At 46.7% G+C, this 26,822-nt stretch carries 25 protein-coding genes and 1 other annotated feature; of the genes, 4 read left to right on the forward strand and 21 right to left on the reverse strand.

The features are described 5' to 3' along the window. Positions 1-38 precede the first annotated feature (38 nt). The gene (locus tag NST70_RS10870) at positions 39-1,412 is read left to right on the forward strand and encodes a sigma-54-dependent Fis family transcriptional regulator (protein WP_014097716.1); all 1,374 of its coding nucleotides are present in this window, start codon (positions 39-41) and stop codon (positions 1,410-1,412) included. 100 nt (positions 1,413-1,512) lie between these two features. Here NST70_RS10870 and tyrS read toward each other — a convergent pair whose 3' ends face one another. The 3 genes from tyrS to NST70_RS10885 form a co-directional block, all read right to left on the reverse strand. Continuing rightward, complete coding sequence (gene tyrS / locus NST70_RS10875; protein ID WP_026104603.1) at positions 1,513-2,772, reverse strand: tyrosine--tRNA ligase; 1,260 nt, start codon at positions 2,770-2,772, stop codon at positions 1,513-1,515. Positions 2,773-2,912: 140 nt separating this feature from the next. Beyond that, positions 2,913-3,111, reverse strand: a binding site (T-box leader). A gap of 213 nt (positions 3,112-3,324) precedes the next feature. Further along, a complete protein-coding gene (gene fdhD, locus NST70_RS10880; RefSeq protein WP_014097714.1) occupies positions 3,325-4,134 on the reverse strand; it encodes a formate dehydrogenase accessory sulfurtransferase FdhD in 810 nt (269 codons plus the stop codon). A 173-nt stretch (positions 4,135-4,307) separates the two neighbouring features. Beyond that, entirely contained in the window at positions 4,308-5,426 is a 1,119-nt protein-coding gene (locus NST70_RS10885) for an RNA-guided endonuclease TnpB family protein (protein ID WP_014095882.1), read from the reverse strand. Positions 5,427-5,513: 87 nt separating this feature from the next. Between NST70_RS10885 and NST70_RS10890 the strand changes: the two genes are divergently transcribed. The 3 genes from NST70_RS10890 to NST70_RS10900 all read left to right on the forward strand — a co-directional run bounded on the left by NST70_RS10890 (position 5,514) and on the right by NST70_RS10900 (position 9,434). Beyond that, positions 5,514-5,654, forward strand: coding sequence for a ribbon-helix-helix protein, CopG family (locus NST70_RS10890; RefSeq protein ID WP_003352379.1), 141 nt, complete (start codon positions 5,514-5,516; stop codon positions 5,652-5,654). A gap of 293 nt (positions 5,655-5,947) precedes the next feature. Next, on the forward strand, positions 5,948-8,890 hold the full coding sequence (gene fdhF / locus NST70_RS10895) for a formate dehydrogenase subunit alpha (RefSeq protein ID WP_342475039.1): 2,943 nt from the start codon (positions 5,948-5,950) through the stop codon (positions 8,888-8,890). Between the two features lie 16 nt (positions 8,891-8,906). Then, positions 8,907-9,434, forward strand: a complete 528-nt coding sequence (locus tag NST70_RS10900; protein WP_017550278.1) for a DUF1641 domain-containing protein — start codon at positions 8,907-8,909, stop codon at positions 9,432-9,434. Between the two features lie 41 nt (positions 9,435-9,475). Here the strand turns inward: NST70_RS10900 and NST70_RS10905 are convergent, their stop codons facing one another. From NST70_RS10905 to NST70_RS10990, 18 genes are all read right to left on the reverse strand, one after another. After that, positions 9,476-10,477 (reverse strand): ThiF family adenylyltransferase, encoded by a 1,002-nt coding sequence (locus tag NST70_RS10905; protein ID WP_014097711.1) that lies wholly within the window; start codon positions 10,475-10,477, stop codon positions 9,476-9,478. A 2-nt stretch (positions 10,478-10,479) separates the two neighbouring features. Beyond that, complete coding sequence (gene moaC, locus NST70_RS10910) at positions 10,480-10,968, reverse strand: cyclic pyranopterin monophosphate synthase MoaC (protein WP_014097710.1); 489 nt, start codon at positions 10,966-10,968, stop codon at positions 10,480-10,482. 3 nt (positions 10,969-10,971) lie between these two features. Beyond that, positions 10,972-11,202 carry a molybdopterin converting factor subunit 1 gene (gene moaD / locus NST70_RS10915; RefSeq protein WP_026104495.1) on the reverse strand — a complete coding sequence of 77 codons (231 nt, stop codon included), beginning with the start codon at positions 11,200-11,202 and terminating at the stop codon, positions 10,972-10,974. Then, positions 11,202-11,654, reverse strand: a complete 453-nt coding sequence (locus NST70_RS10920; RefSeq protein WP_017550277.1) for a molybdenum cofactor biosynthesis protein MoaE — start codon at positions 11,652-11,654, stop codon at positions 11,202-11,204. The genes moaD and NST70_RS10920 overlap by 1 nt, the downstream gene beginning before the upstream one ends. Before the next feature lie 4 nt (positions 11,655-11,658). After that, positions 11,659-12,141 (reverse strand): molybdopterin-guanine dinucleotide biosynthesis protein B, encoded by a 483-nt coding sequence (gene mobB / locus NST70_RS10925; RefSeq protein ID WP_342475042.1) that lies wholly within the window; start codon positions 12,139-12,141, stop codon positions 11,659-11,661. Then, positions 12,101-13,399, reverse strand: coding sequence for a gephyrin-like molybdotransferase Glp (gene glp / locus NST70_RS10930; protein ID WP_193352495.1), 1,299 nt, complete (start codon positions 13,397-13,399; stop codon positions 12,101-12,103). The genes mobB and glp overlap by 41 nt, the downstream gene beginning before the upstream one ends. Further along, positions 13,302-13,976 (reverse strand): molybdenum cofactor guanylyltransferase, encoded by a 675-nt coding sequence (locus tag NST70_RS10935; RefSeq protein ID WP_035189041.1) that lies wholly within the window; start codon positions 13,974-13,976, stop codon positions 13,302-13,304. The genes glp and NST70_RS10935 overlap by 98 nt, the downstream gene beginning before the upstream one ends. After that, the gene (locus NST70_RS10940; RefSeq protein ID WP_035189038.1) at positions 13,973-14,473 is read right to left on the reverse strand and encodes a molybdenum cofactor biosynthesis protein B; all 501 of its coding nucleotides are present in this window, start codon (positions 14,471-14,473) and stop codon (positions 13,973-13,975) included. Before NST70_RS10940 ends, NST70_RS10935 begins: the two co-directional genes overlap by 4 nt. A 4-nt stretch (positions 14,474-14,477) precedes the next feature. Continuing rightward, entirely contained in the window at positions 14,478-15,479 is a 1,002-nt protein-coding gene (moaA, locus tag NST70_RS10945; RefSeq protein WP_035189051.1) for a GTP 3',8-cyclase MoaA, read from the reverse strand. Between the two features lie 200 nt (positions 15,480-15,679). Further along, positions 15,680-16,408 carry an ATP-binding cassette domain-containing protein gene (locus NST70_RS10950; protein WP_235801678.1) on the reverse strand — a complete coding sequence of 243 codons (729 nt, stop codon included), beginning with the start codon at positions 16,406-16,408 and terminating at the stop codon, positions 15,680-15,682. Continuing rightward, the gene (gene modB, locus NST70_RS10955) at positions 16,356-17,075 is read right to left on the reverse strand and encodes a molybdate ABC transporter permease subunit (RefSeq protein WP_035189037.1); all 720 of its coding nucleotides are present in this window, start codon (positions 17,073-17,075) and stop codon (positions 16,356-16,358) included. Before modB ends, NST70_RS10950 begins: the two co-directional genes overlap by 53 nt. 3 nt (positions 17,076-17,078) lie before the next feature. Next, complete coding sequence (modA, locus tag NST70_RS10960) at positions 17,079-17,867, reverse strand: molybdate ABC transporter substrate-binding protein (RefSeq protein ID WP_179234523.1); 789 nt, start codon at positions 17,865-17,867, stop codon at positions 17,079-17,081. Between the two features lie 96 nt (positions 17,868-17,963). Beyond that, the gene (locus NST70_RS10965; protein WP_061577125.1) at positions 17,964-19,118 is read right to left on the reverse strand and encodes a nitrate/nitrite transporter; all 1,155 of its coding nucleotides are present in this window, start codon (positions 19,116-19,118) and stop codon (positions 17,964-17,966) included. A gap of 124 nt (positions 19,119-19,242) precedes the next feature. Then, positions 19,243-19,977, reverse strand: a complete 735-nt coding sequence (locus tag NST70_RS10970) for a YwiC-like family protein (protein WP_061577126.1) — start codon at positions 19,975-19,977, stop codon at positions 19,243-19,245. A 289-nt stretch (positions 19,978-20,266) separates the two neighbouring features. Further along, a complete protein-coding gene (narI, locus tag NST70_RS10975) occupies positions 20,267-20,968 on the reverse strand; it encodes a respiratory nitrate reductase subunit gamma (RefSeq protein ID WP_061577127.1) in 702 nt (233 codons plus the stop codon). Positions 20,969-20,970: 2 nt separating this feature from the next. Continuing rightward, positions 20,971-21,519: a nitrate reductase molybdenum cofactor assembly chaperone gene (narJ, locus tag NST70_RS10980; protein WP_061577128.1), complete on the reverse strand. Its 549-nt coding sequence runs from the start codon at positions 21,517-21,519 to the stop codon at positions 20,971-20,973. Positions 21,520-21,535: 16 nt separating this feature from the next. Further along, positions 21,536-23,008, reverse strand: coding sequence for a nitrate reductase subunit beta (gene narH, locus NST70_RS10985; RefSeq protein WP_061577129.1), 1,473 nt, complete (start codon positions 23,006-23,008; stop codon positions 21,536-21,538). Next, on the reverse strand, positions 22,998-26,738 hold the full coding sequence (locus NST70_RS10990; protein ID WP_342476212.1) for a nitrate reductase subunit alpha: 3,741 nt from the start codon (positions 26,736-26,738) through the stop codon (positions 22,998-23,000). Before NST70_RS10990 ends, narH begins: the two co-directional genes overlap by 11 nt. Positions 26,739-26,822 lie beyond the last annotated feature (84 nt).

Raw genomic sequence — 26,822 nt, forward strand, 5'->3', positions numbered from 1 at the left:
TACAATACCTTTACACGACAAAGGGGAGGAAGACGGAAATGGCAAATGAACTGTCTTATTTGCAGGCGGTATTATCGGCGGAAAATGATGCGATTACGATCGTAAACGAAAAAAAGGAAGTCATTTATTGGAATGATGCCGCCGTCCGGACCTACAATATTCCAAAAGAAATGATCTTAACCAAAAAAATTACCGATTTTTTTCGCGATGATGATTTAATGGTGCTCAAAGTGCTGCGGACAAAAGCCCGTATTACCGACCAATATCATCGGCCCCGCCCCGACAAGCATGTCGTCGTCAATGCGCGGCCCATTTTTGACAACCGCGGCAGGCTGATCGGCGCGGTATCCGTGGAACGCGATATCACCCAGATTGTTAGGCTGAACGACAATCTCGTCTCCACTTCCATAGAACTGAATGAACTGCGCCAAAAAATGTACACAAGCTATGAAGAAACGCCTTTTTCCAAATTAAAGGGGAAAAGCCGCGCGCTCCGGGATACGATCCAAATTGCGGCGAAAGCGGCGAAAACGGATGCCGTCACGCTTATTCTCGGCGAGTCCGGCACCGGGAAAGAAATATGCGCGCGCGCCATCCATGAAGCAAGCGCGCGGAAAAACGGCCCTTTTATTCCGGTGAACTGCGGCTCGATCCCTTCCGCCCTGTTTGAAAGCGAATTATTCGGCTATGAACCTGGCACGTTTACGGGTGCGGAGAAAAAAGGAAAAGCGGGAAAAATTGAAGAAGCGGACGGGGGTACGCTGTTTTTGGACGAAATCGGCGAACTGCCGCTAGATATGCAGGTGAAGCTGCTGCGCGTGCTGCAGGAAAAAGTGATTTACCGCATTGGCGACGCTTCGGGCAGGAAAATCAATGTCCGTTTTATTGCCGCCACCAACCAAGACATTGAAAAAATGATGAAAGAAAAGACATTCAGGTCGGACCTTTATTACCGGTTAAATGTTATTCAAATTACGATGCCGCCATTAAGGGTGCGCACAGACGATATTCCTGTCCTCGCCCGCTACTTTCTGAAACAATTTGCCGTCCAGTACAAGATGCCTGAACCGGAACTCGCCCCTGATGCCCTTTCTTTCCTGCAAGCGTATCATTGGCCAGGGAATGTCCGGGAGCTCCGGAATTTAATGGAACGGATGGTGATCCTATCAGAAAAGCCGTTTATTGACCGCGCCTCCCTTCTCCGCTTTTTCCAGGGAAATGAAACCCAACCGTCCGGAAGTGCCATCCCGGAAAGCGGCACTTTGCCTGTGGAAAAAGAAAATATGGAAAAACAGCTCATTGAAAAAGCATTGCGCAAAGCAGGCGGGAACAAATCCGCCGCAGCAAAAGAACTTGGCATTTCAAGGGTCACCCTGTATCAGAAGCTGAAAAAATTTGGAATTGGGAGCTGACTTCCCCCGCCGGGAAAAACGAAGAAGGGCAAGCCGCGATCGGAGCAATAAAAAAGGGATGCACATTTCAGGCATCTTCATTGTGCATCCCTTAATATCCTCAATGTTTAATTAAAAAGTATTTTTTCTTCCCTCTTCTAATAACGGTAAATTCGCCGCCGATTTTGTCCTTTTCCTGCAACACAAACCCGAGATCCGTTACGCGGTCACCGTTTACGTAAATGGCGCCGTTTTGGATATCTTCGCGTGCCTGGCGTTTTGACGGGGAGATTTTGGCGGCAACGAGCAACTCCACAAGCTGCTTTTGTTCTTCGCTTTCAAGCTGGAATGACGGAACATCTTTAAATCCCTGCTTCATTTCTTCAGCCGACAGTTTCTTCACATTGCCGCTGAACAATGCTTCCGTAATATTCAAAGCCTGCTGCAATGCTTCCTCCCCATGGATCAGTTTTGTCATTTCCGCGGCCAGCGCTTTTTGGGCTTTGCGGAGATGCGGTTCGGTTTCAACCGATTTTTCCAGCTCTTCGATTTCTTCTTTTGGCAAGAAGGTGAAGTACTTCAAGTATTTTACGACATCGAGGTCAGCCGTGTTGACCCAGAACTGGTAAAACTCATATGGCGATGTTTTCTCGGCATCGAGCCAGACTGCGCCGCTTTCTGTTTTCCCGAATTTTGTGCCGTCCGCTTTTGTGACAAGCGGAATGGTAAGCCCGAAAGCTTTTTCTCCTTCCGGTTCGAGCTTGCGGATCAGCTCAAGGCCGCTTGTAATATTGCCCCACTGGTCGCTTCCGCCGATTTGCAGGCGGCAGTTGTATTGTTTATACAAGTTAAAGTAATCGACGGCCTGGAGGATTGTATATGTAAATTCCGTAAACGAAATACCGGTTTCAAGCCGTGATGCGATCGTGTCTTTTGCAAGCATGTAGTTGATGCCGATATGCTTTCCGTAATCACGTAGGAAAGTAACAAGGTCCATCGAGCCGTGCCAGTCATAGTTATTGACCATGATGGCGGCTGACTCGCCGTCAAAATCGAAAAATCGTTCCAGCTGTTTTCTCAATGCTTCGCCGTTTTGCTTGACCTTTTCAACCGTTAACAGCTTTCTTTCTTCCTTCTTGCCGCTCGGGTCGCCAATCATGCCGGTTGCCCCGCCGAGCACGACAATCGGCCGGTGTCCCGCCTGCTGGAAGCGACGCAGCGTGAGGTACGGGAGAAGATGCCCGATATGCATGCTGTCGCCTGTCGGGTCAATCCCGCAATACAGGGTCACTTTCCGGTTTTGAAGCAACTCCGCGAGCCCTTCTTCGTCTGTCTGCTGGTAAACAATTCCCCGCCATTTTAAATCTTCGAGTAAATCCATTTCAAACCACTCCTTTTGTGCCATTTCAAATGCCGGCAGCATTCAGGTTCCAGCGCCCGGCTTATATCCGGCGATAATGGGCAGGAACCTGTTGCTGCCTTCTTTTTCCTGTAAAACAGAAAAACGCCCCTCCGCCAAAACGAAGGGACGATTGTATCGCGTTACCACCCAACTTGAGAATTGCTTCTCCACTCATTTGGATAACGGCTGGGGGCCGTCTGCCGTATCCGGCAAAAGCTCCGGGGTGTAATTCGCCGCCTGCCTGTACCGGTTCGCACCAACCACCGGCTCTCTTGTATGCAGCAACAGGAAGCTACTTGATCCTTTCGACGCTTCATTCATCAAATTGTAAGTTATTTTTACCATATACATTTTGAAATGTCAACCTTGCCAAGCAGGCTGCACCAGCGCTTTCTTCAAATTCGGTAATGCCCATTTTAACCTTTCCTCATCCGGCAAAGGCCCTGTTCCGTCCCGAAGCACGCCTTCCAGCGTGTCTTCCCGTTTTCTTCCAACCCAAACCGTGCCTTTCCGATCGTATACACCCGGCAATCACCGGGCATGGGCGGCAACACCGGCAATCCGTTCCGGGCAGGTGTAAATATTCATCGACCCACCGCGGATAAAGCCGATCGTGGTAATGCCGAGTTCTTCAGCGGATTCCAGGGCGAGTGTGGTGGGTGCCGATTTCGATAAAATCACCTCGCAGCCGATTTTGGCTGTCTTCAATAAAATTTCCGAGGAAATGCGCCCGCTGAATGCAAGGATTTTCCCTTTTGTGGAAACCTGATTTTTCAAACAATATCCGTAAATTTTATCAAGCGCGTTATGGCGGCCGATATCCATCCGGCTGACAAGGATCCCGCCGGCATCGCACAGCGCAGCATTATGGACGCCCCCTGTTTTTTTAAACACTTCGGCATTCTCCTGCAATGCTTCCATCAGCCGGAAACAATCATCAACTGTAATTCGGACGTGCACACCGTCCATTTTTTTCGCCGCCAGAGCATCATTGACAAAAACAAACGCCTGCCTGCTCATTCCACAGCAGGAGGTGATATAACGTTTATTTTGCAGCTGTTCGTAATAAGGATTAAGATGATCGGTCCGGACATGGACGAATCCTCCTTTTTCATCCGTCCAGATGTCGCGGATATCTTCATAGCGCCGGACAACCCTTTCCGACACAAGATAACCGACCGCCATGTCCTCGATATATTCAGGTGTGCACACCATCGTCACCCATTCCTGCCCATTCACTTTTAATGTCACCGGGAATTCCGTTGCGACTGTATCCAGCGCCCGTTCGAGCCGCCCGTTCTTGAAACGGAGAATTTCCCTCTGCGTGTCCACATTTTTCATGGGTTCAACAGCCCCCTGTCTATAATGTTTTATTTTAAAGGAATCAGAGTGAACTACCCTCCACTTATCAACCTTACGGTTTGATTGAAGTGGGGGCTTCTCGACTTATCGTTGCTTTTACTAGCCAACGAAAACTGACCGAGCTAACCCTCTTGTTCCAAGAGTTTTGTTACTTATGATAACGCTAATAAGCGTAATCCCTCATTTTTGATATTGATTGCTGAATTGTGATCGCGATCTAATACAAAGCCGCAAGAACATTTATATACACGTTCAGATAATGGCATTTCTTTTTCCTTGCCGCAACATGAACACTTCTTAGTGGAGGGAAACCACTTATCAATTTTCACAAGTTGTTTCCCCTGTTCTTTTAGCTTATACGCTAAGAAAGTAGTGAACATCCCCCAGCCGTTGTCGTGAACGCTTTTCCCAAAGTGAAGGGCTTGAGACATCCCTTTCATGTTCAAGTCCTCAATCACGACAGCATCAAAGTTAGAAGCTAATTCTTTTGACTTATGATGAAGAAAATTCATGCGTTGGTTCGCCACTTTCTCATGTAACTTAGCCACTACTAGTCGTTGCTTGTTCCAACGTGCAGAACCTTTCTTTCTTCGAGAAAGAATTCGTTGTGCTTTTGCTAATTTATCTAAGGCTTGCCGATAGTAACGTGGGTAATTGGCTTTCTTACCCTGTTCACTCTCGACATATAGACCATCCATAGCAAAATCCAAACCAACAACTTTCTGTATTTTAACTGGACGAATATCTTTCTCATATTCTGTCAAAATTGAAATGTAGTATTTGCCTGTCTTTGTTTTAGAAATAGTGCAAGATTTGATTTTATAATCAGCAGGTATCTCTCTATGCTGTTTCATTTTTATTGGCTTTTTGATTTTTGGCAGTTTGATATGACCATTTTCTAGCTTAATATTTCCGTTGACCATATTAGTTGTATAGGATTGTTTTGCTTTACGATTTTTGAACTTTGGAAAATCCGCATTTCCTTCAAAGAAATTCTTATAAGCAGTCTGTAAGTTCATTTGTGCATTTGCCAAAGCTAAAGAATCCACTTCTTTTAGGAATGGAAATTCACTTTTATATTTTGCAGGGGTCGGAAACTTTTGCTTTTTAAGCAATTCTTTATCATCCTTGAACTTTTCATACGTTTCTTTGCGTTCAGCTAACATCTTATTGTAGACAAAGCGAACACAACCAAATGTCTTAGCTAATAATGCGGATTGTTCTTTGTTTGGTAACAAACGAAACTTGAAAGCTTTGTTTTGCTTGGCCATATCAATTCACCTCACTTTGTGCGGAAAAATTTCGTATATATTGATTATATCGTAAAAAATCCGTACAATCAATATGAGGTGATAATCATGAGAGAAGAGAAAGAACGTGTAGAAATTCGTATGCCTAAGACGATATTAGAAAAATTGGAGCAATATCAAAAAGAAAATGGGATTCCAACTAGAACAGCCGCAATCTTAGAATTGTTGAGAAAAGGATTGGAAAAATAACTTTGGCTAAAGCCAACCGAAATTCATCTCCCACCTACTCATTGGTGCGATTCGCACCTTCACATTCCTTGAGGATGGGAGACTTCTTTCGGAAAGACGTTAAAAACAAAAGCCGCCCGCTCAAATAGGCAAAACACTCTGATGGTTTGTTCATTTTTGCATCAGATGCTAGAATAAAAAAAGAGAATAGTAGTTTTATTTTTGCAAAGGTTTGGTATAAGTAACAGAGTTTCCGGTTTTTTGTATTCTTTTCTGAAGGCCTGCCTTCACTGTTTGCAAAAGGAGGAAAAGAAATGGAAACCAAATCGATTCACATCACGATTGATGGCCGGGATTATGAAGCCCGCCCCGGCGAGAAAATCATCGATGTGATCAACCGGAATGATATTTTTCATCCACAAATTTGCTATTACCCGGAAGTAGATCCGATCCAAACTTGCGACACGTGTATTGCGGAAGTGAACGGGGAACTGATGCGCACCTGTTCGACGGCGGCGGAGGACGGCATGGTGGTCCGCCTCAGCGATGACCGGTCGGAAGCGGCCCGGCATGAAGCGATGGACAGGATTCTCGCCAACCACCTTTTATACTGTACGGTGTGCGACAATAACAACGGCAACTGCATCGTCCACAATACAACGGAAAAAATGGGCATCGAACACCAGAAATATCCGTTTACGCCAAAAACGGACGCAAGCGGGGTCGACTATTCGCACCCGTTTTACCGGTACGACCCGAACCAGTGCATCGCATGCGGGAGATGCGTGGAAGCCTGCCAAAATCTGCAGGTGAACGAAACGCTTTCCATTGACTGGGAAGCAGAACGCCCGCGCGTCATTTGGGATAACGGCGTTCCGATCAACGAATCGTCATGCGTTTCCTGCGGGCATTGCGTCACCGTCTGCCCTTGCAATGCATTGATGGAAAAATCAATGCTCGGCGAGGCAGGCTATTTAACCGGGCTTGAAGAGGACCTGCTTAACCCGATGATTGATCTTGTGAAAAAAGTCGAACCGGGTTACGGCAGCATTTTTGCCATATCCGAAATCGAAGCTTCGATGCGCGAACAGCGCACGAAAAAAACGAAAACCGTTTGCACCTTCTGCGGTGTCGGCTGCACATTTGAAGTATGGACAAAGGGCCGGAAAATTTTAAAAATCGAACCGAAGCATGAAGGCCCGGTAAACGCCATCTCCACTTGCATCAAAGGCAAATTCGGCTGGGATTTTGTCAATTCCGATAAACGGCTGACAAAACCGCTTGTCCGCAAAGACGGTAAATTTGTAGAAACATCATGGGATGAAGCGCTCAGCGTGGTGGCAAGCCGGCTGAAAGAAATCCATTCGCAATACGGAAAAGATGCGGTCGGTTTTATTTCTTCTTCAAAAGTCACCAATGAAGAAAACTATTTAATGCAAAAGCTGGCGCGCCAGGTATTTGAAACCAACAATGTCGACAACTGTTCGCGCTATTGCCAGTCGCCGGCAACGGACGGCCTGCTCAGAACCGTTGGCATGGGCGGCGACAGCGGCACGATTAAAGATATTGCCTCAGCCGGTCTTGTCATAATTGTCGGCGCGAACCCGGCGGAAGCCCACCCGGTCCTTGCAACTCGCATCAAACGGGCCCATAAACTGCACGGCCAGAAACTGATTGTTGCCGATATGCGCAAAAACGAAATGGCAGAGCGCGCTGATCTTTTTATCCATCCGAACCAGGGCACAGACCAGGTATGGCTGATGGCGGTGACGAAATATATCATCGACCAAGGCTGGCACGACCAAAAATTCATTGCGGAAAAAGTGAACTTTTTTGATGAATTTAAAGAAACGCTTGAAAAATACACGCTCGACTACGCTGAAAAGATTACCGGCATCCCGAAGGAAACGCTGGTCCAAATCGCCGAAATGATCCATCAGGCAGACGGGACATGTATCCTCTGGGGCATGGGCGTCACGCAAAATACAGGCGGTTCCGATACGTCCGCCGCTATTTCCAATCTGCTCCTTGCCACCGGAAACTACGCGCGCCCGGGTACAGGCGCTTATCCGTTGCGCGGGCATAACAATGTGCAAGGCGCATGCGATATGGGCACGCTGCCGGGATGGCTGCCGGGCTACCAGCATGTGGAGGATGATGCGGCACGCGAAAAATTTGAAAAAGCGTACGGCGTCAAAATCAGCAACAAACCGGGGCTGAACAATATTGAAATGCTGCATGCGATTGCAGCCGGGCAGTTAAAAGCCATGTATATCATCGGCGAAGACATGGCGCTTGTCGACTCCGACGCCAACCATGTTAGCGAGGAACTTTCCAATCTTGACTTTCTTGTCGTCCAGGATGTCTTTTTCTCAAGGACGGCCCAATATGCGGATGTTGTTTTGCCTGCAGCCCCGTCGCTTGAAAAAGAAGGCACCTTTACAAACACGGAACGCCGTGTGCAACGGATGTACCAGGCACTCCCGGCTTTGGGCGAATCCAAACCGGACTGGTGGATTATCCAGGAAGTGGCAAAACGGCTCGGCGCAGACTGGCATTACAGCCACCCGGGCGAAATATTTGCCGAAATGGCCAGCCTGGCTCCGCTGTTTGCACAGGCGGACTACGACAAATTGGAAGGCTGGAACAGTTTCCTTTGGGGAAGCCTTGATGGCGCCAATACCCCGCTTCTTTACAAGGACGGCTTCCCGTTCCCGGACGGCAAAGCGCGGTTTGCCCTGACAGACTGGGTAAAACCGGCTGAATTTCCGGAACAATACGATTTGCATATTAATAACGGCCGGATGCTGGAACAGTTCCACGAAGGCAATCTGACCAATAAATCGGAAGGCATCGAATCAAAAGTCCCGGGCGTATTCGTTGAAGTGTCGCCGGAGCTTGCAAAAGAACGCAATCTCGACACCGGAGACCTTGTCCGCGTCACTTCCCCGTTCGGATCGCTGAAACTGCATGTGCTGGTTACAGACCGCGTGCAGGGCAATGAGCTGTACTTGCCGATGCACTCGACAGAAAAGGAATCGGCGATCAACTTCTTAACCGGGCCGATTTACGATAAACGGCAAAGCACACCGGCGTTTAAACAAACGAAAGTGAAGATGGAACTGATCCGAAAAGGTGGGGAGTCACCACTGCCGAAATCAAACCACCGCGATAAGAAACGAAATCCTACACGCGGCGTGGAAGTCGAACGCAAATGGCAGCGCGAAGGCTATCAACCATTAACAGACGTACACTAAGAGAGGGGGAAAAAGGATGGCCGCTCCGATCACAGAGATTGCAAGACAGCAGCCGACGGAAGAAGAAGTCACCCGGCAAAAGCTCGAGGAATTGGAAAAACTGGTTGCCGATCATAAAGATGCGTTTGAAAATTTGATCCGGCTGATCGATGATTTCAATGATACTGGCGCACTGGAAGCCGCAAATGCAATGATTCTCGCAAAAAATGATATTTTAAAAATCGTCCTTGAGCAATTATCCCGGGAACAGGTCGTCAACCTGATCAACATGCTGCTCGGCACGGCCGGCGTCTTTATGAAAGCCGACCACGACCTTATTATCCACTTGATGAACGGTGTAGCATCAGGCTTTGATGAAGGCAAACAATTCATTGGCTCGGAAGAAAAAGTGACATTGTTCGGGCTGCTGAAATCGTTGAGCGACCCGGACGTCAACCGGGCAGTCGGTTTCGCCATTTCCTTTTTGAAGGGCATGGGAAAAGCGCTCCAGGAACCGGTGCCGAAAAAAGAAGACGTGGATAATGAAACATTGGCAAATATTTAACGCCATTCGAAAAGGAAGCACGGAAATGCGTGCTTCCTTTTTCATTGAAAATATTTTTGGTAGAGCGAACGGGCCTCTCTCTTATCTTTCGTACCGTGAATGAGCATCCTGCCGTCCGGAAATAAAACCGTCCGGTGACCTTCAAGCGCGGTGATCATTAAGTAGCCGTTATACTCTACGGCAGCACCGCCCGCTTTCATCTCCCGCGCCATGTTTTCAAGCTCGAACGCGCCCGGATGACGGATTTGTACTGTATCCCGCCCGCATAGCACATCAGCCGATGATTGGGATTGTAGGGCCGGATAGACCGGATGCCCCCCGCATGACGGACAGTCCTTATTTTTCATTTTTCCTGCTTTGATGAAATGATGTTCACCTTGCCAAATATCAAAAACGGCAACGGAATCGCGCGGCTTTTCCCCGGAAAGCAGTTTTAAAGCTTCCGTTGTCTCGTAAGCCGCAGTCATTTGCACAGCCGGCGCGATAATGCCTGCTGTATCGCACGTCGCGTGGTAAGCGGGGAGATGGCCAATCAGGCAGCGGAGGCAAGGCGTTTCGCCGGGAATGATCGGAAACGAAACACCACAGCTGCCGACGCAGGAGCCGTAAATCCACGGGATCCGGTATTTTTGCGCCAGGTCATTCACATAAAAGCGCGTCTCAAAATTATCGGTCCCGTCAATGATCACATCAACGCCTTCTTCCAAAATAGAAAGCAATTTCGGATCAAATGCATCGATCACATGCGCCTCGATACGGATGGTGCTGTTGATGGCTTTAAGCCGGTTTTTTGCAGCGATCGCTTTTGGCAAATGGTTGCGCGCATCTTCTTCGCAGTACAAATTTTGCCGCTGCAAATTCGTTTCATCGACATAGTCGCGGTCCACCATCGTGATTTTTCCGACCCCCGCCCGCGCCAAGCTTTCCGCAACAGCGGAGCCGAGCGCGCCGGCGCCAATTATGAGTACATGGCCTTTTGAAATGTTTTGCTGTCCGTTTTCACCGATCGGGGCAAACAGTATTTGCCGGGAATACCGTTCCATGCTCATTCCTCCTGCCTGATAAAATGCCCGCTTTTTCCGCCTGTTTTTTCGATCAGATAGGTCGGCCCGATGACCATGCCTTTGTCCAGTGCCTTGCACATATCATAGACGGTCAGCGCACATACGGACGCCGCTGTCAAAGCTTCCATTTCCACGCCCGTTTGCCCTTTCGTTTTGGCCGTTGTTTCGATGTCAAGGCGATACCCGTCTTCCCGTTTTTGCCAGCTGAACGAAATGTCAACGCCTGTCAGAGGCAACGGGTGGCACATCGGAATGACATCCGCCGTTTTTTTCGCGCCCATAATGCCGGCCACCTGCGCGACGGCAAGCACGTCCCCTTTTTTGATTTTAAAGTTTGTAATCTGTTCATAGACTTCCTTTGAAACGAGCACACTGCTTTTTGCACGCGCCGTCCTGGAGGTTTCCGGTTTTGCCGTTACATCGACCATTTTGGCGCGGCCCTGTTCGTTCATATGCGTCAAGTTTCCCATTTTTCAACCTCCGCTGACCGGCGGAATGAGGGCAACGGTATCGCCGCTATGGACCATTTCCTCATCGCGGGCAAATTCTTCGTTCACGGCCACCATCACCGCGTCCTGCTGCAAAATCCCTTTTTCCGCAAGCGTCTCGCGCAGTTCGCCGACCGTCATATTTTCGCCATTGATTTCCATTTCAGAACGGCCAGCCTGTTCTTTTAAATGAGCAAATAACAATACTTTAATCATCATTCAAACGCCTCCGGTGCCCCTGATTCGTAAAAAACCGTTTCCTTTTGGTTGCCAACCCACATTTCGCCGTTTTCCCAATGTTCTTTTTTCCAGATCGGCACCATTTCTTTGATTCTTTCAATTGCGTACCGGTTTGCCCGGTAGGCCTCATCTCGGTGCGGGGCGGAAACCGCAATCGCAACCGCAATGTCGGAGATGTCGAGGCGTCCGATCCGGTGCACGATGGCCGTTTTGGCTGCCGGGAACTGCTGCCGGATTTCGGCACCGATTTGTTCCAATTTTTTCCGGGCCATTGGTTCGTATGCTTCATATTCCAGATACAATGTTTTCTTTCCTTTTGTCATTTCCCGGACAGTGCCGATAAAAGTGACAATAGCGCCCGCATTCCGGTCGGCAACCGCCTCGATCAGTTTGGAAACGTCCACCGGTTCTTTTACAATTTCAAACATCTTTTCACCCCTTTAAAAACGCTTCAACCCATTCAATGCAGCTTTTCCGGTCAAAAAGTTTTATGCAGCCGGATAACGCCGGATTCAGGCTGAAGGCGGCCCGCACATTCGGCAGGCTGAGCAAATCCCTGTCTTGTTCATCACGGAGGCAGACCACTTTCGGATAGGGCGCGTATTTGTAGCCTTCAATCAGCAGCAAATCAAGCGGCAATGTCTCGTACCAGCCGATGAGCTGCTCCAGTGCGAGTCCTTGATCGACATGCACAGCGAGAACAAACAAGCCGTCCCCTTCCACCCCGGCTGCCTGGGCGCCCGCTTCAAAGTGCCGCGTGGAATCTTTGCCGGGGGCGAGCAACGGCTTCCCGCCATGGCCGTGGTGTTTTAGTGTGCCGACCCGGTATCCGTTATCCGCCAACACCCGTGTCCAAAGTTCGGCAAGGGCGGTTTTACCGCTGTCTTTGCGGCCTGCGATCTGTAATATTTTCATCCCACAGCGGCGCCCCTTCCCCGTCTTCCAGCATCAGCACATCGACCATCGTCCCTTTTGTAAAGCCGCGGGACCCGCCCGGCAGCACAATCAAAGCATCCGCCTCTATTAAAGAGGAAACAATATTCGATTTATCCCTTCTTACCGGAAGCGCGTGCAGCAGGCCTTCCTGATAAGAAAGTTTGGCGCGGACAAAACGGGTGAACGGGTTTGGTTTCGGGAAATCCTCCCCAAGTACAGCCTGCGTTTTTTTCAAATAAACATTTCGTTCGCCAAGCATCGTTTTTAAGTACGGGCGGACGAACAGTTCAAAACCGACGTAGCAGGCGGACGGATTGCCGGAGAGGCCGAAAAGGATTTTCCCGTCCAATTCGGCCGCCGATGTCACGCTCCCCGGGCGCATCGCCACTTTATTGAATAAAAGCGTTGCCCCCAGCTTTTCGTAGACTTTCGGAATATAGTCAAAATCGCCGACCGAAACGCCGCCCGTTGTCATGACGATATCCGCTTCCTTAACCGCCTGCCTAACCGCTTCATATGTTTCCTCGAAATCATCTTTCACAAGCCGGTAAAAAACCGGTTCGCCCCCGGCGCGGATGATTTGCCCCCAGAGCATATAGGCATTGCTGTTACGGATTTTCCCTTTTTCGAGCGGTTCACCGACTTCAAGCAGTTCGGATCCCGTCGCAATCACAGCAGCTTTCGGTTTTTTTGTGACCGGTACTTCTGTCATCCCGAAAGTTGCAAGGGTCGCCATTACGCCCGGATTAACGATCGTGCCTTTCGGGACAAGCACTTCGCCTTTTTTCATATCTTCGCCAATGCCGACAATGTTCTCACCGGGCCGGACTTTCCGTTTTATCTGCACAAATGTTTTCCCATTTTGCACTACTTCTTTTGTGAGTTCCACCATAATCATGGCATCCGCCCCGTCCGGGATAGCGGCGCCAGTCATGATTTTCACGGCTTGATTCGGCTTTATCCCTTCATCCCATGTAAAACCTGCCCCGATTGTGGCGACCACTTCAAGGAGAACAGGGTGATCCGCGCCCGCTTCAAGCGTAGATCCGGAAAAAATCGCATACCCGTCATATGGCGACCGTTTAAACCACGGCACGTCATGGGTTGCAGCCAAATCTTCGGAAAGCACTCGGTTAAAACTAGTCTGAATCGGCACAAGCTCCTTTTCGCCTGTAAGCGGATGGGCCATCACTTTGCGGATGGCCTCCGCCACTTTGATCGGTTTTCTCATCAACATCACCGGCTTCTTTTTGTTGTAAAATATAATCTTCTTTTGTATTGATATTGGCAAACACCATTTCCTGCGCAAAATCGATACATTTCAGGCGGCAACGTGCAAAAAGTGCCCGCATGCTGAGGCGGTCTGTTTCCAGCTGCTCCCTTATTTTTTCTTTCACGCTGTTGTGAAAAACGGCAACGAGTGGCTGAATTCTCCCCTCTGTCCGGGCCACGATGGCGTCATATGCCGGATCGCGTTCTTGAAGCAGCCGGGCAACCGTTCTTTTTCCGATCCATGGCGTATCGCACGGCAACACAGCGTACCACCGGGCGTCCACTGCCATCATCGCCGAATAAATGCCGGCGAGCGGGCCTTTTCCCCGGTATCGGGGGAGATCACAAATCACCGCAATCGGCCGGTTGCGCGGGATTTTTTCCGCAAGCTCGGGCCGCGCCACCACAACGATCGCGTCAGTTCCGGCGAGCGCATCCACGCTGCGTGCGACCATGGCTTTGCCACCGATTTTCGCAAGCGATTTTTCGCCGCCGAACCGGCTCGACTTCCCGCCGGCCAGCACAATTCCGGCTGTATTCATTGCCGGTTGAGCTCCCAGACGATATGCTTTAATTCCGGCAAAATGAGTTTTTTCATGGCGAGGGACACGGCGTTGCTGGAGCCCGGCATCGAAAATACGGCTTTTTTCCCGATTGTGCCGGCAAGCGCTTTGCTGAGCATCGAGGCGCTTCCGATTTCTTCATAACTTAAATAGCGGAACAGCTCGCCAAAACCTGGCATTTCTTTATCGAGGAGCGGCCGGACCGTTTCCACCGTCACATCCCGTTTCGTAAAGCCGGTGCCGCCGTTCAGCAAAATGGCATTGATGGTTCCTTTCGTCTGTAAAACCGCCTGTCTGATTTGTTCCGCTTCGTCTTTTACGATGCTGTATTCCGCCGCTTCCATCCCTTCCTGCTTTAACAAATTGATCATCAGCCTGCCGCTTTTATCTGTTTCTTCCGTCCGGGTATCGGAAACGGTGATCACTTTGCACAGTACCGGAATATCGGCCTGTTGTTTATGTTCTTTCGTGCTCAACCCTTTACCCTCCAATATACGACATTTCGATTCGTTTTCCTTTCATCGTCGGGTTTTTCCCCCGTTCTTGTGAATAGCGGTCCACCCGGTTTTGCCATACGCCTGCAATGCGGGCAGCCAGCATTTCATCGCTTGCGCCTTCTCTTATTGCCCCAAGCAGGTCCGTGCCTTGTGCGGCAAACAGACAGGTGTATATTTTCCCGTCTGCCGACAGCCGCAAGCGTGTGCAGTCGCCGCAAAAAGGCTGGGATACGGATGAAATGAAGCCGACTTCCGTATCTGTCCCTTTGTAACGGTACCGTTTGGCAACTTCCCCGTAATAATTTTCTTTCAACGGTTCAAGTGGCATTTCTTTTGAAATCATGTTGAGAATTTCTTTGCTGGTCACGACTTCATCCAGCTTCCATCCGTTCAGGGAGCCGACATCCATAAATTCGATAAAACGGAGGGAAATCCCTTTTTCCTTGAAATAGGCGGCCATCGGTAAAATTTGCGAATCGTTCATCCCTTTTTTGACCACCATATTCACTTTGACTTTGATGCCCTGGCGGATGGCTTCCTCTATCCCTTCCAAAATTCTTGCCGGTTTTGCCCCAACGCCGTTGATGACTGGAAAGATTTCCGGATCGAGGGCATCCAGGCTGACATTGATGCGCGAAAGGCCGGCCTTTTTTAACGGTGCGGCATATCTTTTCAACAGAAAGCCGTTCGTTGTCACCGATAAATCTTCAAGGCCGTCGATTTGATGGAGCATGGCCACAAGCTGATCGATGTCTTTCCGCAGCAAAGGCTCCCCGCCCGTCAGCCGAATTTTCCGGACGCCAAGAGATACAAAAAGTCTCGCAAGGCGCGTGATTTCTTCAAATGTCATGAGTTCGGACCGGTTCATAAAACAATATTTCTGGCCGTTATCGGCAGGCATGCAGTACGTGCAACGGAAATTGCAGCGATCCGTTACCGAAATCCGCAAATCCAAAAGCGGCCGGTTCAGCATATCGGTCAGCATGTTCTCCATCATCTCCGTTTTAAATTCTGTTTCCCTGTTAAAAATGGACATTTACCAAATGTTTGCAGGCGCCCGGCTGCCATTCTTAACGCCAAAGTTCCACTGCCAATTGTGAGGCACACGCACTGTTCATGGTTTGTCATACGTCATGAACCCGGGCATCTGCCGGGTGGCACACCTCTTTCTTCGATCCCCGGCTTTCATGTTCTGATAGCTGCAGGGTTCCGGGCATCTTGCCGGGCGACGGCGTGTTTCAGCACCTCTTTTTTCGGGCCCTGCTGTAATACTTTCCCATTTCTGTACAAAATGACATTGTCACAAAGCAGATCAGCCTCTTCCATATTGTGGGTAACCAGTAAAACGACCCCGTGAAAATGATCGTGAAGAAACGATAAAAATTCTTCCATCACAAGTTCCTTCGTGTCCGGGTCCAATGCGGAAAAAGGTTCATCCAAAAGCAGGCAGGAGGGCTCGGTGATAAGCGTCCTCGCAAGTGCCACCCGCTGCTTTTGCCCACCGGACAGTTCAGCAGGGTAGCGGTTTTCAAAACCTTCCATTTTGATTTTTTTCAAAAAAGCAGCCGTCTTCTCTTCTATTTCCTTTTTTGGCCGCCCCTTTAAACCAAATGCAAGATTTTGTTTTACCGTTAAATGCGGAAATAGGGCGTAATGCTGGAACATATAGCCCGTATGGCGGTGCCGCGTCTTGATATCCATATGCTTTTCTTTATCAAATAATATCCGGCCGTTTAGTTCAATCTTTCCTTCATCGGGCTTGTCGATCCCGGCAATGCACTCCAGCGTCAGGCTTTTGCCGCTTCCGGACGGTCCTAAAATGCCGGTGACGCCGGGGCCCGCTTCAAACGCGGTATCCAGCTCAAATTCCGGAAATGTTTTTTTGATGTTTACGCGGAGCATGCCTGCTGCCACCCCTTCCCATCTTTTTTTCCATCCGCTTAATGCCGTACAGGACGGCCAGCGATAAAAACGTCATGATCGCAACGAGGAGCCCTGCCGTCCGTTCGTCCCCGTTCATCAGGCAATTGTAAATGGCAATGGACATCGTTTCTGTTTTTCCCGGAATGCTGCCGGCCACCATTAATGTTGCCCCGAAATCGCCAAGGGCGCGCGCAAATGCGAGCATGACGCCACTTGTGAGCCCCCGCCACGACAAAGGGATCATGACGGAAAAAAAGATATTCCATTCCGTTCGCCCCAAAAGGCGTGCAGCATGAAGGAGCGATTCATCAATACCGGCAAAAGCCGTGCGCGCCGACTGGATGAAAAATGGAATGGAGACGCACATTGCCGCAATGACCGCTCCTGTCTGCGTAAACACAATCGTCACGCCGAATTGTTGTTCAAGAAACCGGCCGAGCACACTTTGCCTTCCGAGAATGACGAGTAGATAGTAGCCGAGCACGGTCGGCGGCAGTACAATCGGAAGCGTCAGCAAAGCGTCTGCCACATCCGTCGCTTTTCCCTCCGACCGGCTTAAAAGATAGGCTGCCAACAGTCCGGGGATAAGGGAAAAAACGGTTGAAAGCAATGCCACTTTAAAAGACAGATAGATGGGAAATAAATCGATCTGCCCCACTTGCTACTGCCTCGCAGACACTGCATAGCCGTATTTTTTCATCGTATTTTGCGCTTCCCTGCCGGCTAAATAATGCACAAATTTCTTCGCGATTTCCTGCTTTTTCGAGCTTTTCACAACCGCTGCCGTCTGTTTCAGCGGATTGTACAGGCTGCTTGAAATGCTGGCAATAGCCAGCTTTTCACCTTGCGCAAGAGAAAGAGAAACGATGCCGGCTTCTGTATTTCCCGATTTTACGTATGTGAGGGTATCTGAAATATTTTTGGCGTAAACCAATTTTGATTTCACTTCATCCCAAATCCCCGCTTTTTGAAGCGCTTGTTTTGCCGCCAATCCGTATGGCGCTGTTTCCGGGTTGGCAATGGCAATTTTTTTCACCTCAGGGCGGGTTAAATCTTTAAGGCTGCGGATGGAAAGATGGCTGCCCTGTTTGGCGGCAATCCCGATTTTCCCGTATGCGTAGACGGTTTTTGTGCCAGGAACGAGCATGTTTTTATCCGCCAGCTGGTTGACGTAATCCGCGTTCGCCGCCGCAAACACATCATACGGCGCGCCGTTTTCAATTTGCTGCTCCAGCTCGCCGGATGCGGCAAAAACAAGTTTCACCTTGATGCCGGTCTGTTTTTCAAACTGTTTGCTGATTTGCCGGAAAGATTTTGTCAAATCTGAAGCTGCCGCCACATTGATTTCTGTTTGTTTCGATTGCTTCTTGGCTGAGCCGGATGCACTCCCTTGTGCGGAACAGCCCGCAAGCAGGAAAAGGCAAAGCAATACCATACCGAACCTTTTCATATCAAACACCAACCTTACACTTTTATAAAAGGATATGTTTTTATGATAGCCGAATATTTTTTCTTTCTCAATTTTTCCGTTCGGAATAAAAGTCAATCATGCATTTTTTCGAAACACAACTTGATTAAGGATAAGACAGATTGCTGCTAATCCACTAAGAAGAACGAAGCCAATCAAGTAAGAGCCTGTTGCTTGTTTAAAAATCCCCATTAATATCGGCGGAAAAAATCCGCCTAAGCCACCCCAGGCACCAACAATGCCCGTAACAGCTCCTGTTTCATTCGGATAGATTTGCGGAACTAATTTAAACACTGCTCCATTTCCTAATCCGGACATGATCGAAACGAATATGCATGCAATCGTCATGACCATAATGTTGTTCATTCCAAATGCAATGACAAGTGCGCCGGCAACCATACCGATAAAAACAACCGTCAATATTTTTGGTGCCCCTATTTTATCGGAAAGGCTTCCCCCAATTGGCCTTAGAATCGTTGCAACAACTGTAAAGCCAGCTGCTCTTAATCCTGCATCAACAGGGCTTAAATGAAATAGATCGACGAGCAATGTTGGCAAATACATTCCAAATGCTACGAATGAACCGAATGTAACAAAATAGAGTAAAGATAATGTCCACGTATGTTTATATTTTAATATTGATAAAGAACTGAGCATTGATTTCTTTTCATTTTGTTTAACGACATCTGTAGCCGGTGTACCGAACCAAACAAGAATAAGCATAATCACGACTGGTATAATGAGGCCCCAAAATGCCCACTTGACGCCAAAGCTTGCTGCGATTGTGGGAACCGAAAAACTTGCGATCGCAGTTCCGATATTTCCGACTGCATTAATCCCTAGTGCTGCACCTTGCTTCTCAGCAGGTGTTAATTTTGAAACAAAGGTGACAGATACGGCAAAAGAAGTTCCGGCCATCCCGATAAAAAAGGCCCAAATTAATAATGACTCATATGAATGAGCGAACCCTGCGCCCAACAATGGGAAAATAATAAACAGCAATAGCAGTGAAAATACTTTTTTCCCTCCGTAGCGGTCAGTGAATATACCGAGCGGAATCCGCATGACCGATCCAAGCAATACAGGTATTGCTACTAATATACTTTTCTGCACCGAGGATAAGCCGTACATTTGCTGAAACGTACTCGCTAACGGCGAAAATACGCCCCAGACTGCAAATGAAAACGTCATTGCCAGTGTCGTAATTGGTAAAAGGGCATGTTGCTTGTTCATGATCATTCCTCCAGAAATGGTTAATAACAAGCCCGGGCTTTGTTATTTACATAATAAGAGAACAATGAATATTTTTTTGTACCATTTATCACATTTTCATGCAGTTTCACATATTTGTAATAAGTTAGATGGCGCTGTACAGAGCGAGCATGGCGATAAAGAAATAGACTGCATTGATGATCTCTAATACACCAATTGTTTTAATCGGCAAAGAATGCCCATATAAAAAGAATGCCCGGATAACGCTGGGTATATAGGCAAGTGTCAAGATAGCATATCCCGAGAATATAAGGAAGATGATGAGAACAACATGGTATCCCCATGAATACCATTTGAAACGAATATTCTTTTTCTCTCTTATCATCGTTTTTACATAAAATGTACTTCCAATAAAAAAGAGCAGGCAAGAAGTATAAAGCTTAAAGGCTGTAATCGTCAATTCCCCTTTGCCTAAATAAAAGCTTACAAGCCCGCCTATACAAAACACTGCGATCGCTGCAACATCATTCATAAAGGCGCGGTCCTTTTTCTTTTTGGCAAAATATACATTAATGAAAAAGAACGGAATCATAGCAAGCCCAAAATAAATCAATTCAATATGGAAAAAAAGCGGAATACAAAGCAGCACGATTGCACCTGAAAAATAGCGGTAAAACCATGATATATATACCTTGTTTTTCTTTATTTTCAGTGCCATTAACAACGGGTATGTCGATAAGTATAAGAGCAGCCAGCCAATGAAACACGGAATTTGAAGCCAGGAAAAACCTCCTCTGCTGGCGCCTAACAAAAAAGGAATAAGCAGCATTGCCCATGCCCCATGCTGCTTCGGCAATAATATTTTTTTCGATGCGGCCATCATGATACTCCTTTCCGCTGCCGCCATATTCGATAAGAATGAGGCTGGAACAAAAGGATAGGAAATAAAGAAACCGAATATTGTACCCAACCTCCGCTCCGAAAGTATCTTTTGCTTTCCGCGGGACGATGGTGAGCTTCCCCATGTTCATACCGCAATGCGGGGTCTCATCGATCCATATCCTTCCGCAGGCGTCTACGGGTATTTCCAGAGCGGATATGTGCAATATTCGTCTTCAGTTAACCGCCTTTGCGCTTTTGTCCCAGCCTCCTATATCTATTATGTGGCTTTAAAAGCTTTGATGTTTCTTTTCTTCATTAGGCATTCTTTTACGATAAACGACATAGCTTCTGCTAAGATAGCGCAACGGCAAGCTGAATACGTGAACGAGACGTGTAAAAGGCCATACAGCGAAAATGCCAAACGCTGCGATAATATGAATTTTAAACCAAATTGGCACGCCGCTCATGTACGCTGGATCAGCCCTAAAAAGAAAAATGCTGCGAAACCATGGTCCGATCGTTGCCCGGTAATCAAAGCCTTTCGGATCGATATTCAAAAATGTAGAGGACAGACCGCTCAACATAATAATCGCTAAAAAGACGAGAACGAGAATATCTGATTTCGTGCTTGTTTTTAAAATTCGTTTTACACTAATGCGCCGATATAGCAATATGAAAAGACCGGTTATCGAAACGATTCCCGCTGGAACGCCAAAACCAATAGCGATCTTATGATAAAATTCCTCTGTGATTCCGAATGTGTCATAGACAGTTTTTGGAATGAGAATGCCCATGACGTGTCCGCCGGCAACAAACAGAAATCCCCAGTGAAACATTAAACTCCCGATCCGTAATCTTTTTTTCTCTAGAAACTCGCTCGATTTGCTCGTCCATCCGAATTGATCATATTGATAGCGAAAAATATGTCCGCCAATAAAAATCGTTAAAACGATGTATGGGAGATACCCCCAAAGGAATTGATTCACCATTGTTACCCGATCCCTTCAACGATGTGATCATTTGTAAGTTCATGAATGACTTGCAAAAGGATGGTGAACACAATCGCATATTCACTTTCCATCGTTTGCAGCTGCTGATGAATTTCAGCAATTTTGTCTGTGTATCTATGCAAAAGTTGGACTGTGTACTGTTCTTTGGCTTGTGCAGCAATTTCGAGCATCAGCGGCAAGTAATCCGGCAGCTCCTTATCTGTAACAGCAAATCCAGCTGATTGGTAAATTTGTTTTAAATCTAATAGTTCCATGCCTCGTTCGCGTTGTTCACCTGTAACCATATAGGTCAAATACATATTTGTTTTCTTTCCAAAATCAAAGGTGTATACATATGATTCAATGAATCTATCTTTATCTTGAGTTTGCACTTTTTCAATAAACTGTTTTAAACCCTGAGCAATCTGTTCGTCTTGCAAATCATCCAAAATGTTCAAACACTCGTTCAATCCTTCCTGCCATTCCCGATCTGGATAAGAGAGTAAGTAAGATAAGATTTCGAGTACATTTTGTGCTTCTTGATACTCCATACTTCACAGCCCCTTATTAAGAAATGACACCGCATGCTCCTGGTCCGCCAGCGAATGATAAGCCGCACGCACCTTGTTCTGAATATAAATCTGCCACTTGTTCACGATGAGACGGCGGAATAACAAAACGATCTTGATATTTGGCAATGGCCAAGAGGCGATACATATCTTGAATATCTGTTGTCGTTAATCCTAATGCTTCTACCATATCAGCATCCGGAGTTTGGTTCGTTTGCTCTGCTCTCATATAAATTCGCATTGCAGCCATTTTTTTCAGTACCGTACGAATGATTTGTTGATCACCAGCTGTTAATAAATTAGCTAAATATTCAATCGGAATGCGCATTTGATCGATTGCCGGGAAAATATCAGATTCGATTGCATTGCTTCCTTTTCCTTCGATCATATTTGTAATTGGACTTAATGGCGGAATATACCAAACCATTGGCAATGTCCGATATTCTGGATGTAATGGGAGCGCAATTTTCCAGTCGATAATCATTTTATAAATAGGCGATTGTTGTGCCGCTTTGATCCATTGTTCTGGAATTCCGTCTTCTTTTGCCTGTTTTATCACTTCTGGATCGTTCGGGTCTAAGAAAACAGATAGTTGTGATTCATATAAATCCTTTTCATCTGTAACACTTGCAGCTTCTTCCACTTTGTCAGCATCATACAGCATGACGCCTAAGTAGCGAATACGGCCTACACATGTTTCCGAACAAATTGTTGGCAATCCTGCCTCAATTCTTGGGAAGCAGAGCGTACATTTTTCCGCTTTGCTCGTTTTCCAGTTAAAATACACCTTTTTATAAGGACAGCTTGATACGCAGAAGCGCCATGCCCGGCATGTGTTTTGGTCAACAAGGACGATTCCGTCTTCATCGCGTTTATACATTGCCCCCGAAGGACATGCCGATACACACGATGGATTCATGCAATGTTCACAAATACGTGGCAAATACATCATAAACACATCTTCAAATTCCGCTTTTACATCGTTTTCCATCTTTTCAATGTTCGGATCTTTTAATGCTGTTTCCGGTGCACCTGCTAAATCATCTTCCCAGTTTGGTCCCCATTTTAATTCCATGAAGTCGCCAGTAATCGCTGATTTCGGGCGCGCAACAGGCTGATGTTTTTTCTCAGGACTATTTGTTAATGTTTCATAATCATAATTCCAGGGTTCATAATAGTCATCAATCGTTGGTAAATCCGGATTATAGAAAATGTTTTTTAGCCTGTTTGCTTTTGATCCCGATTTTAAGCGCAGTTCACCATTTTTCAGCTCCCAGCCTCCGCGGTATTTTTCTTGATCTTCCCATCGTTTCGGATAGCCGATCCCCGGTTTTGTTTCGACATTATTAAAATACATATACTCTGCACCTGCACGGTTCGTCCAAGTATTTTTACATGTCACACTGCAAGTATGGCAGCCGATGCATTTATCCAAATTCATTACCATTCCGACTTGTGCTTTAATCTTCAAGCCAATCAACCTCCTTCAACTTCCGGATAATGACATTCAAATCACGCTGATTTCCCGTCGGCCCGTAATAGTTAAATCCATAGCTTAATTGTGCGTAACCGCCGATCATGTGCGTCGGCTTCACATGAATTCTGGTAGGACTGTTATGTGTACCACCGCGATTATTTGTTAACTTCGTTCCAGGTACGTTAATATGCCTGTCCTGTGCATGGTGCATAAATGCCATCCCACGTGGAATCCGGTGGGAGATGACAGCCCGGGCTACAACGACACCGTTGTGATTAAAACATTCAATCCAATCATTATCTTTCAAGTCTGCTTCTGCAGCATCATCTTTGTTCAGCCAGATCGTTGGCCCGCCCCGGAAAAGGGTCAGCATCGGCTGAGAATCAAAATACATACTGTGAATCGACCATTTGTTATGCGGTGTTAAATAATTTAAAGTAATTTCTTTTCCTTCGATTCCCGGGCGCTTACTGTTAAACGGTTTATGCTGAAGAATCGGCTTGAATGTTGCCATTGCTTCACCAAATTCCTGCATTATTTCATGATCGAGATAATATGATTGCCGGCCTGTTAATGTCCGCCATGGAATAAGACGCTCCACATTCGTCGTGAATGGTGAATATCGCCGCCCGCCTTTTTCAGAACCGCTAAATGCCGGAGACGTAATAACCGTTCTTGGCTGAGCTGTAATTTGTTCAAATGTAAAGCATTCTTCCTCCCGTTCACTCGCTAAATCTTTTAAACTGAGGCTCGTTGTTTTCTCAAGTGATTCCCAAGCTTTGACCGCAACATGGCCATTCGTCGTAGAGGAAAGCGTTAAAATTGCTTCCGCCGCTTTTTTTGCTGTGCTAATATCCGGACAGCCTTCTGCAATCGTTGTGCCTTTTACCGTTCCTAATGTTTTTTTCAGTTTTTCGTATTCCTCTTCCACTGACCATGAAATACCTTTTGTTCCGTACGGCTTTTTGATTACATTTGGCCCTAATGCCGTCATTTTTTCATAAATCTTTGTAAAATCACGTTCTACAACATGAATTTGCGGCATCGTTTTTCCTGGGATTGGTTCTCCTTCGCCTTTGCTCCAATCTTTAACCCGGCCAAGCGGCTGTGACATTTCCCCGGCTGTATCGTGCTGAATTGGCGTTGCGACAACTTCTTTAATCGGGTCCATATTTAACTCTGTTGCCAGTTTAGATACTGCCTCAGCTAAAGAAGTAAAGATATCCCAGTCAGAGCGGGCTTCCCATGGCTCAGCAATTGCTGGATTAAACGGATGGACAAATGGATGCATATCTGTGCTGCTTAAATCATGTTTTTCATACCATGTTGCAGCTGGCAATACGATATCAGAATATAAAGCAGTTCCTGCCATCCGGAAATCTAAGTTAATAAGTAAATCTAATTTTCCTTCTGGTGCATCTTCACGCCATTCAATTTCCTCTGGACGTAAGCTTTCATCATCTTCATTCATTAAACCGTTTGTCGTACCAAGCAAATATTTCAAGAAATATTCATGCCCTTTTCCTGAGCTCGAGATGAGATTGGCACGCCAAACAATCATATTTCTTGGGAAGTTGTTCTCATTGTCAGGATCTTCTATTGAAAAACGCAATTTCTTTTCTTTCAATTGCTGTGCGACATATTGGCCGATTTCTTCTTGCGTCTTAGCCCCTTGCTGGACGGCTTCTTTGTATAAATCGATGCCGTTTTTTTCGAAAGTTGGATAAGATGGCAGCCAGCCTAATCTTGCTGCCAGAACATTATAGTCAGCAAAATGTTGGTATCTTGCCTTATCAACAGTTGGAGAAGCAAGGTCGCCAACAGGTGTATCCTCATAACGCCATTGATCTGTAGCAAAATAGAAGAATGATGTACCGTTTTGCAATTTTGGCGGCATTTGCCAGTCACGCGCAGACATGATTGCTTGCCAGCCTTCGACAGGACGCAATTTTTCCTGGCCGACATAATGTGCCCATCCTCCGCCATTTACACCTTGTGCACCTACAAACAAGACAAGATTTAAAACAGCGCGATAAATCGTATCAGAGTTAAACCAGTGATTAATACCTGCGCCAACGATAATCATTGACCGTCCATTCGTATCGATTGCATTTTGCGCAAACTCACGGGCAATTTTGATTGCTAACTCACGTTTAACCCCTGTCACTTTTTCTTGCCATCCCGGTGTGAAAGGAATGTCTTCTTCGTAATCTTTTGCAACATCTCCGCCAATTCCGCGATCTACCCCGTAGTTGGCAAGGACGAGATCATACACGGTTGTCACATACAGTTCTTCTTCTTCCGTTTGCACTTTTTTAACGGGAACCGCACGCTCAAGCACTTTATTTCCTTCCTCTGAAAAATACGGAATTTGGATATTTGTAATCTGGTCTTCCATTCCTAAAAGAGATAATCTTGGGTCAATCGCTTCTTCTGTTTCTTCATCATTCATGTTTAAATTCCATTTTCCTTTGCCATCCCATCTTGATCCCATCGTACCGTTCGGGTTGGCGAAATCATTAGTAAGCTCATTCCAAAGCACCGGTTTCCATTCGCCATTTTCGCCTTTTCTGCCAATATCGCTTGCATTTAAAAAACGATCGGCAACATAGTGACCATTCTCTTGCTTTTTCAAAGTGACGAGAAATGGAAAATCTGTATATTGTTTTGCATAGTTATGGAAATGAGGTACTTGCTGATCAACATAGTATTCTTTTAAAATGACATGTCCCATTGCCATCGCAAGAGCACCGTCTGTCCCTTGTTTCACGCTCATCCAGTCATCCGCAAATTTTGTTGATTCAGCATAATCGGGACTGACCGAAATAACCTTCGTTCCTTTATAACGCACTTCCGCTAAGAAGTGGGCATCAGGTGTTCGCGTTAACGGCACATTTGATCCCCATGTGATGATATAACCAGCATTGTACCAATCACTGCTTTCAGGTACGTCTGTTTGATCACCCCAAATTTGTGGAGATGCAGGAGGTAAGTCAGCATACCAATCGTAAAAGCTTAACATTGGTGCCCCCATCAATTGCATGAACCGTGAACCACCTGCGTAACTTACCATCGACATCGCTGGAATTGGTGAAAAACCAATATTGCGATCCGGTCCATATTTTAAAGTTGTATAAAGCAGTGAAGTAGAAATAAGCTTCAACACTTCATCCCAATCCGCTCTTACAAATCCACCTTTACCGCGAGCTTGTTTATAGCGTTTCGCCTTTTCAGGATTTTCAACGATACTTTTCCAGGCATCAAGCGGATTATCATGCTCTGCCAATGCTTCACGCCACATCGTTAATAAAATGCCGCGGACATATGGATATTTCACACGTAGCGGACTGTATATATACCATGAAAAGCTGGCGCCACGAGGACAGCCCCGCGGTTCAAAGTCAGGCATATCCGGTCCTGTTGATGGATAATCGGTTTGCTGCCCTTCCCACGTCACAATGCCATCTTTTACAAAGATGTTCCAGCTGCAAGATCCTGTGCAATTCACCCCATGTGTTGAACGAATTACTTTATCGTGCTGCCATCTTCTGCGGTATGCATTTTCCCACTCTCTGTCCCCATAGGTGACTTGACTATGTCCATCTGCATGTTTTTCAATTGGTTTACTATATTTAAAGCGTTTGAAAAGTGGTGACCTTTTCTTCACATCGCTCACTCCTAATTCAGTTCCTTTGATATGTTCAATATAGCGGGAAATGAACATAAGAAATGTGCAGTACGTCACATCTCTCATGTTATTCACATATTTGTAAAGATTACATACTTATCAGTCTGTTGCTTCAGTATT

It is taken from the genome of Weizmannia sp. FSL K6-0777, assembly GCF_038593185.1.
Classification (GTDB): domain Bacteria; phylum Bacillota; class Bacilli; order Bacillales; family Bacillaceae_C; genus Weizmannia; species Weizmannia faecalis.

What these genes read in the sequence shown, in the direction of transcription:
- NST70_RS10870 (WP_014097716.1), top strand. Translation starts at nt 39, where the DNA reads ATGGCAAATGAACTGTCTTATTTGCAGGCGGTATTATCGGCGGAAAAT.
- tyrS (WP_026104603.1), bottom strand. Translation starts at nt 2,772, where the DNA reads ATGGATTTACTCGAAGATTTAAAATGGCGGGGAATTGTTTACCAGCAG.
- fdhD (WP_014097714.1), bottom strand. Translation starts at nt 4,134, where the DNA reads ATGAAAAATGTGGACACGCAGAGGGAAATTCTCCGTTTCAAGAACGGG.
- NST70_RS10885 (WP_014095882.1), bottom strand. Translation starts at nt 5,426, where the DNA reads ATGGCCAAGCAAAACAAAGCTTTCAAGTTTCGTTTGTTACCAAACAAA.
- NST70_RS10890 (WP_003352379.1), top strand. Translation starts at nt 5,514, where the DNA reads ATGAGAGAAGAGAAAGAACGTGTAGAAATTCGTATGCCTAAGACGATA.
- fdhF (WP_342475039.1), top strand. Translation starts at nt 5,948, where the DNA reads ATGGAAACCAAATCGATTCACATCACGATTGATGGCCGGGATTATGAA.
- NST70_RS10900 (WP_017550278.1), top strand. Translation starts at nt 8,907, where the DNA reads ATGGCCGCTCCGATCACAGAGATTGCAAGACAGCAGCCGACGGAAGAA.
- NST70_RS10905 (WP_014097711.1), bottom strand. Translation starts at nt 10,477, where the DNA reads ATGGAACGGTATTCCCGGCAAATACTGTTTGCCCCGATCGGTGAAAAC.
- moaC (WP_014097710.1), bottom strand. Translation starts at nt 10,968, where the DNA reads ATGGGAAACTTGACGCATATGAACGAACAGGGCCGCGCCAAAATGGTC.
- moaD (WP_026104495.1), bottom strand. Translation starts at nt 11,202, where the DNA reads ATGATTAAAGTATTGTTATTTGCTCATTTAAAAGAACAGGCTGGCCGT.
- NST70_RS10920 (WP_017550277.1), bottom strand. Translation starts at nt 11,654, where the DNA reads ATGTTTGAAATTGTAAAAGAACCGGTGGACGTTTCCAAACTGATCGAG.
- mobB (WP_342475042.1), bottom strand. Translation starts at nt 12,141, where the DNA reads ATGAAAATATTACAGATCGCAGGCCGCAAAGACAGCGGTAAAACCGCC.
- glp (WP_193352495.1), bottom strand. Translation starts at nt 13,399, where the DNA reads ATGTTGATGAGAAAACCGATCAAAGTGGCGGAGGCCATCCGCAAAGTG.
- NST70_RS10935 (WP_035189041.1), bottom strand. Translation starts at nt 13,976, where the DNA reads ATGAATACAGCCGGAATTGTGCTGGCCGGCGGGAAGTCGAGCCGGTTC.
- moaA (WP_035189051.1), bottom strand. Translation starts at nt 15,479, where the DNA reads ATGCTGACCGATATGCTGAACCGGCCGCTTTTGGATTTGCGGATTTCG.
- modA (WP_179234523.1), bottom strand. Translation starts at nt 17,867, where the DNA reads ATGAAAAGGTTCGGTATGGTATTGCTTTGCCTTTTCCTGCTTGCGGGC.
- NST70_RS10965 (WP_061577125.1), bottom strand. Translation starts at nt 19,118, where the DNA reads ATGAACAAGCAACATGCCCTTTTACCAATTACGACACTGGCAATGACG.
- NST70_RS10970 (WP_061577126.1), bottom strand. Translation starts at nt 19,977, where the DNA reads ATGGCCGCATCGAAAAAAATATTATTGCCGAAGCAGCATGGGGCATGG.
- narI (WP_061577127.1), bottom strand. Translation starts at nt 20,968, where the DNA reads ATGGTGAATCAATTCCTTTGGGGGTATCTCCCATACATCGTTTTAACG.
- narJ (WP_061577128.1), bottom strand. Translation starts at nt 21,519, where the DNA reads ATGGAGTATCAAGAAGCACAAAATGTACTCGAAATCTTATCTTACTTA.
- NST70_RS10990 (WP_342476212.1), bottom strand. Translation starts at nt 26,738, where the DNA reads ATGTTCATTTCCCGCTATATTGAACATATCAAAGGAACTGAATTAGGA.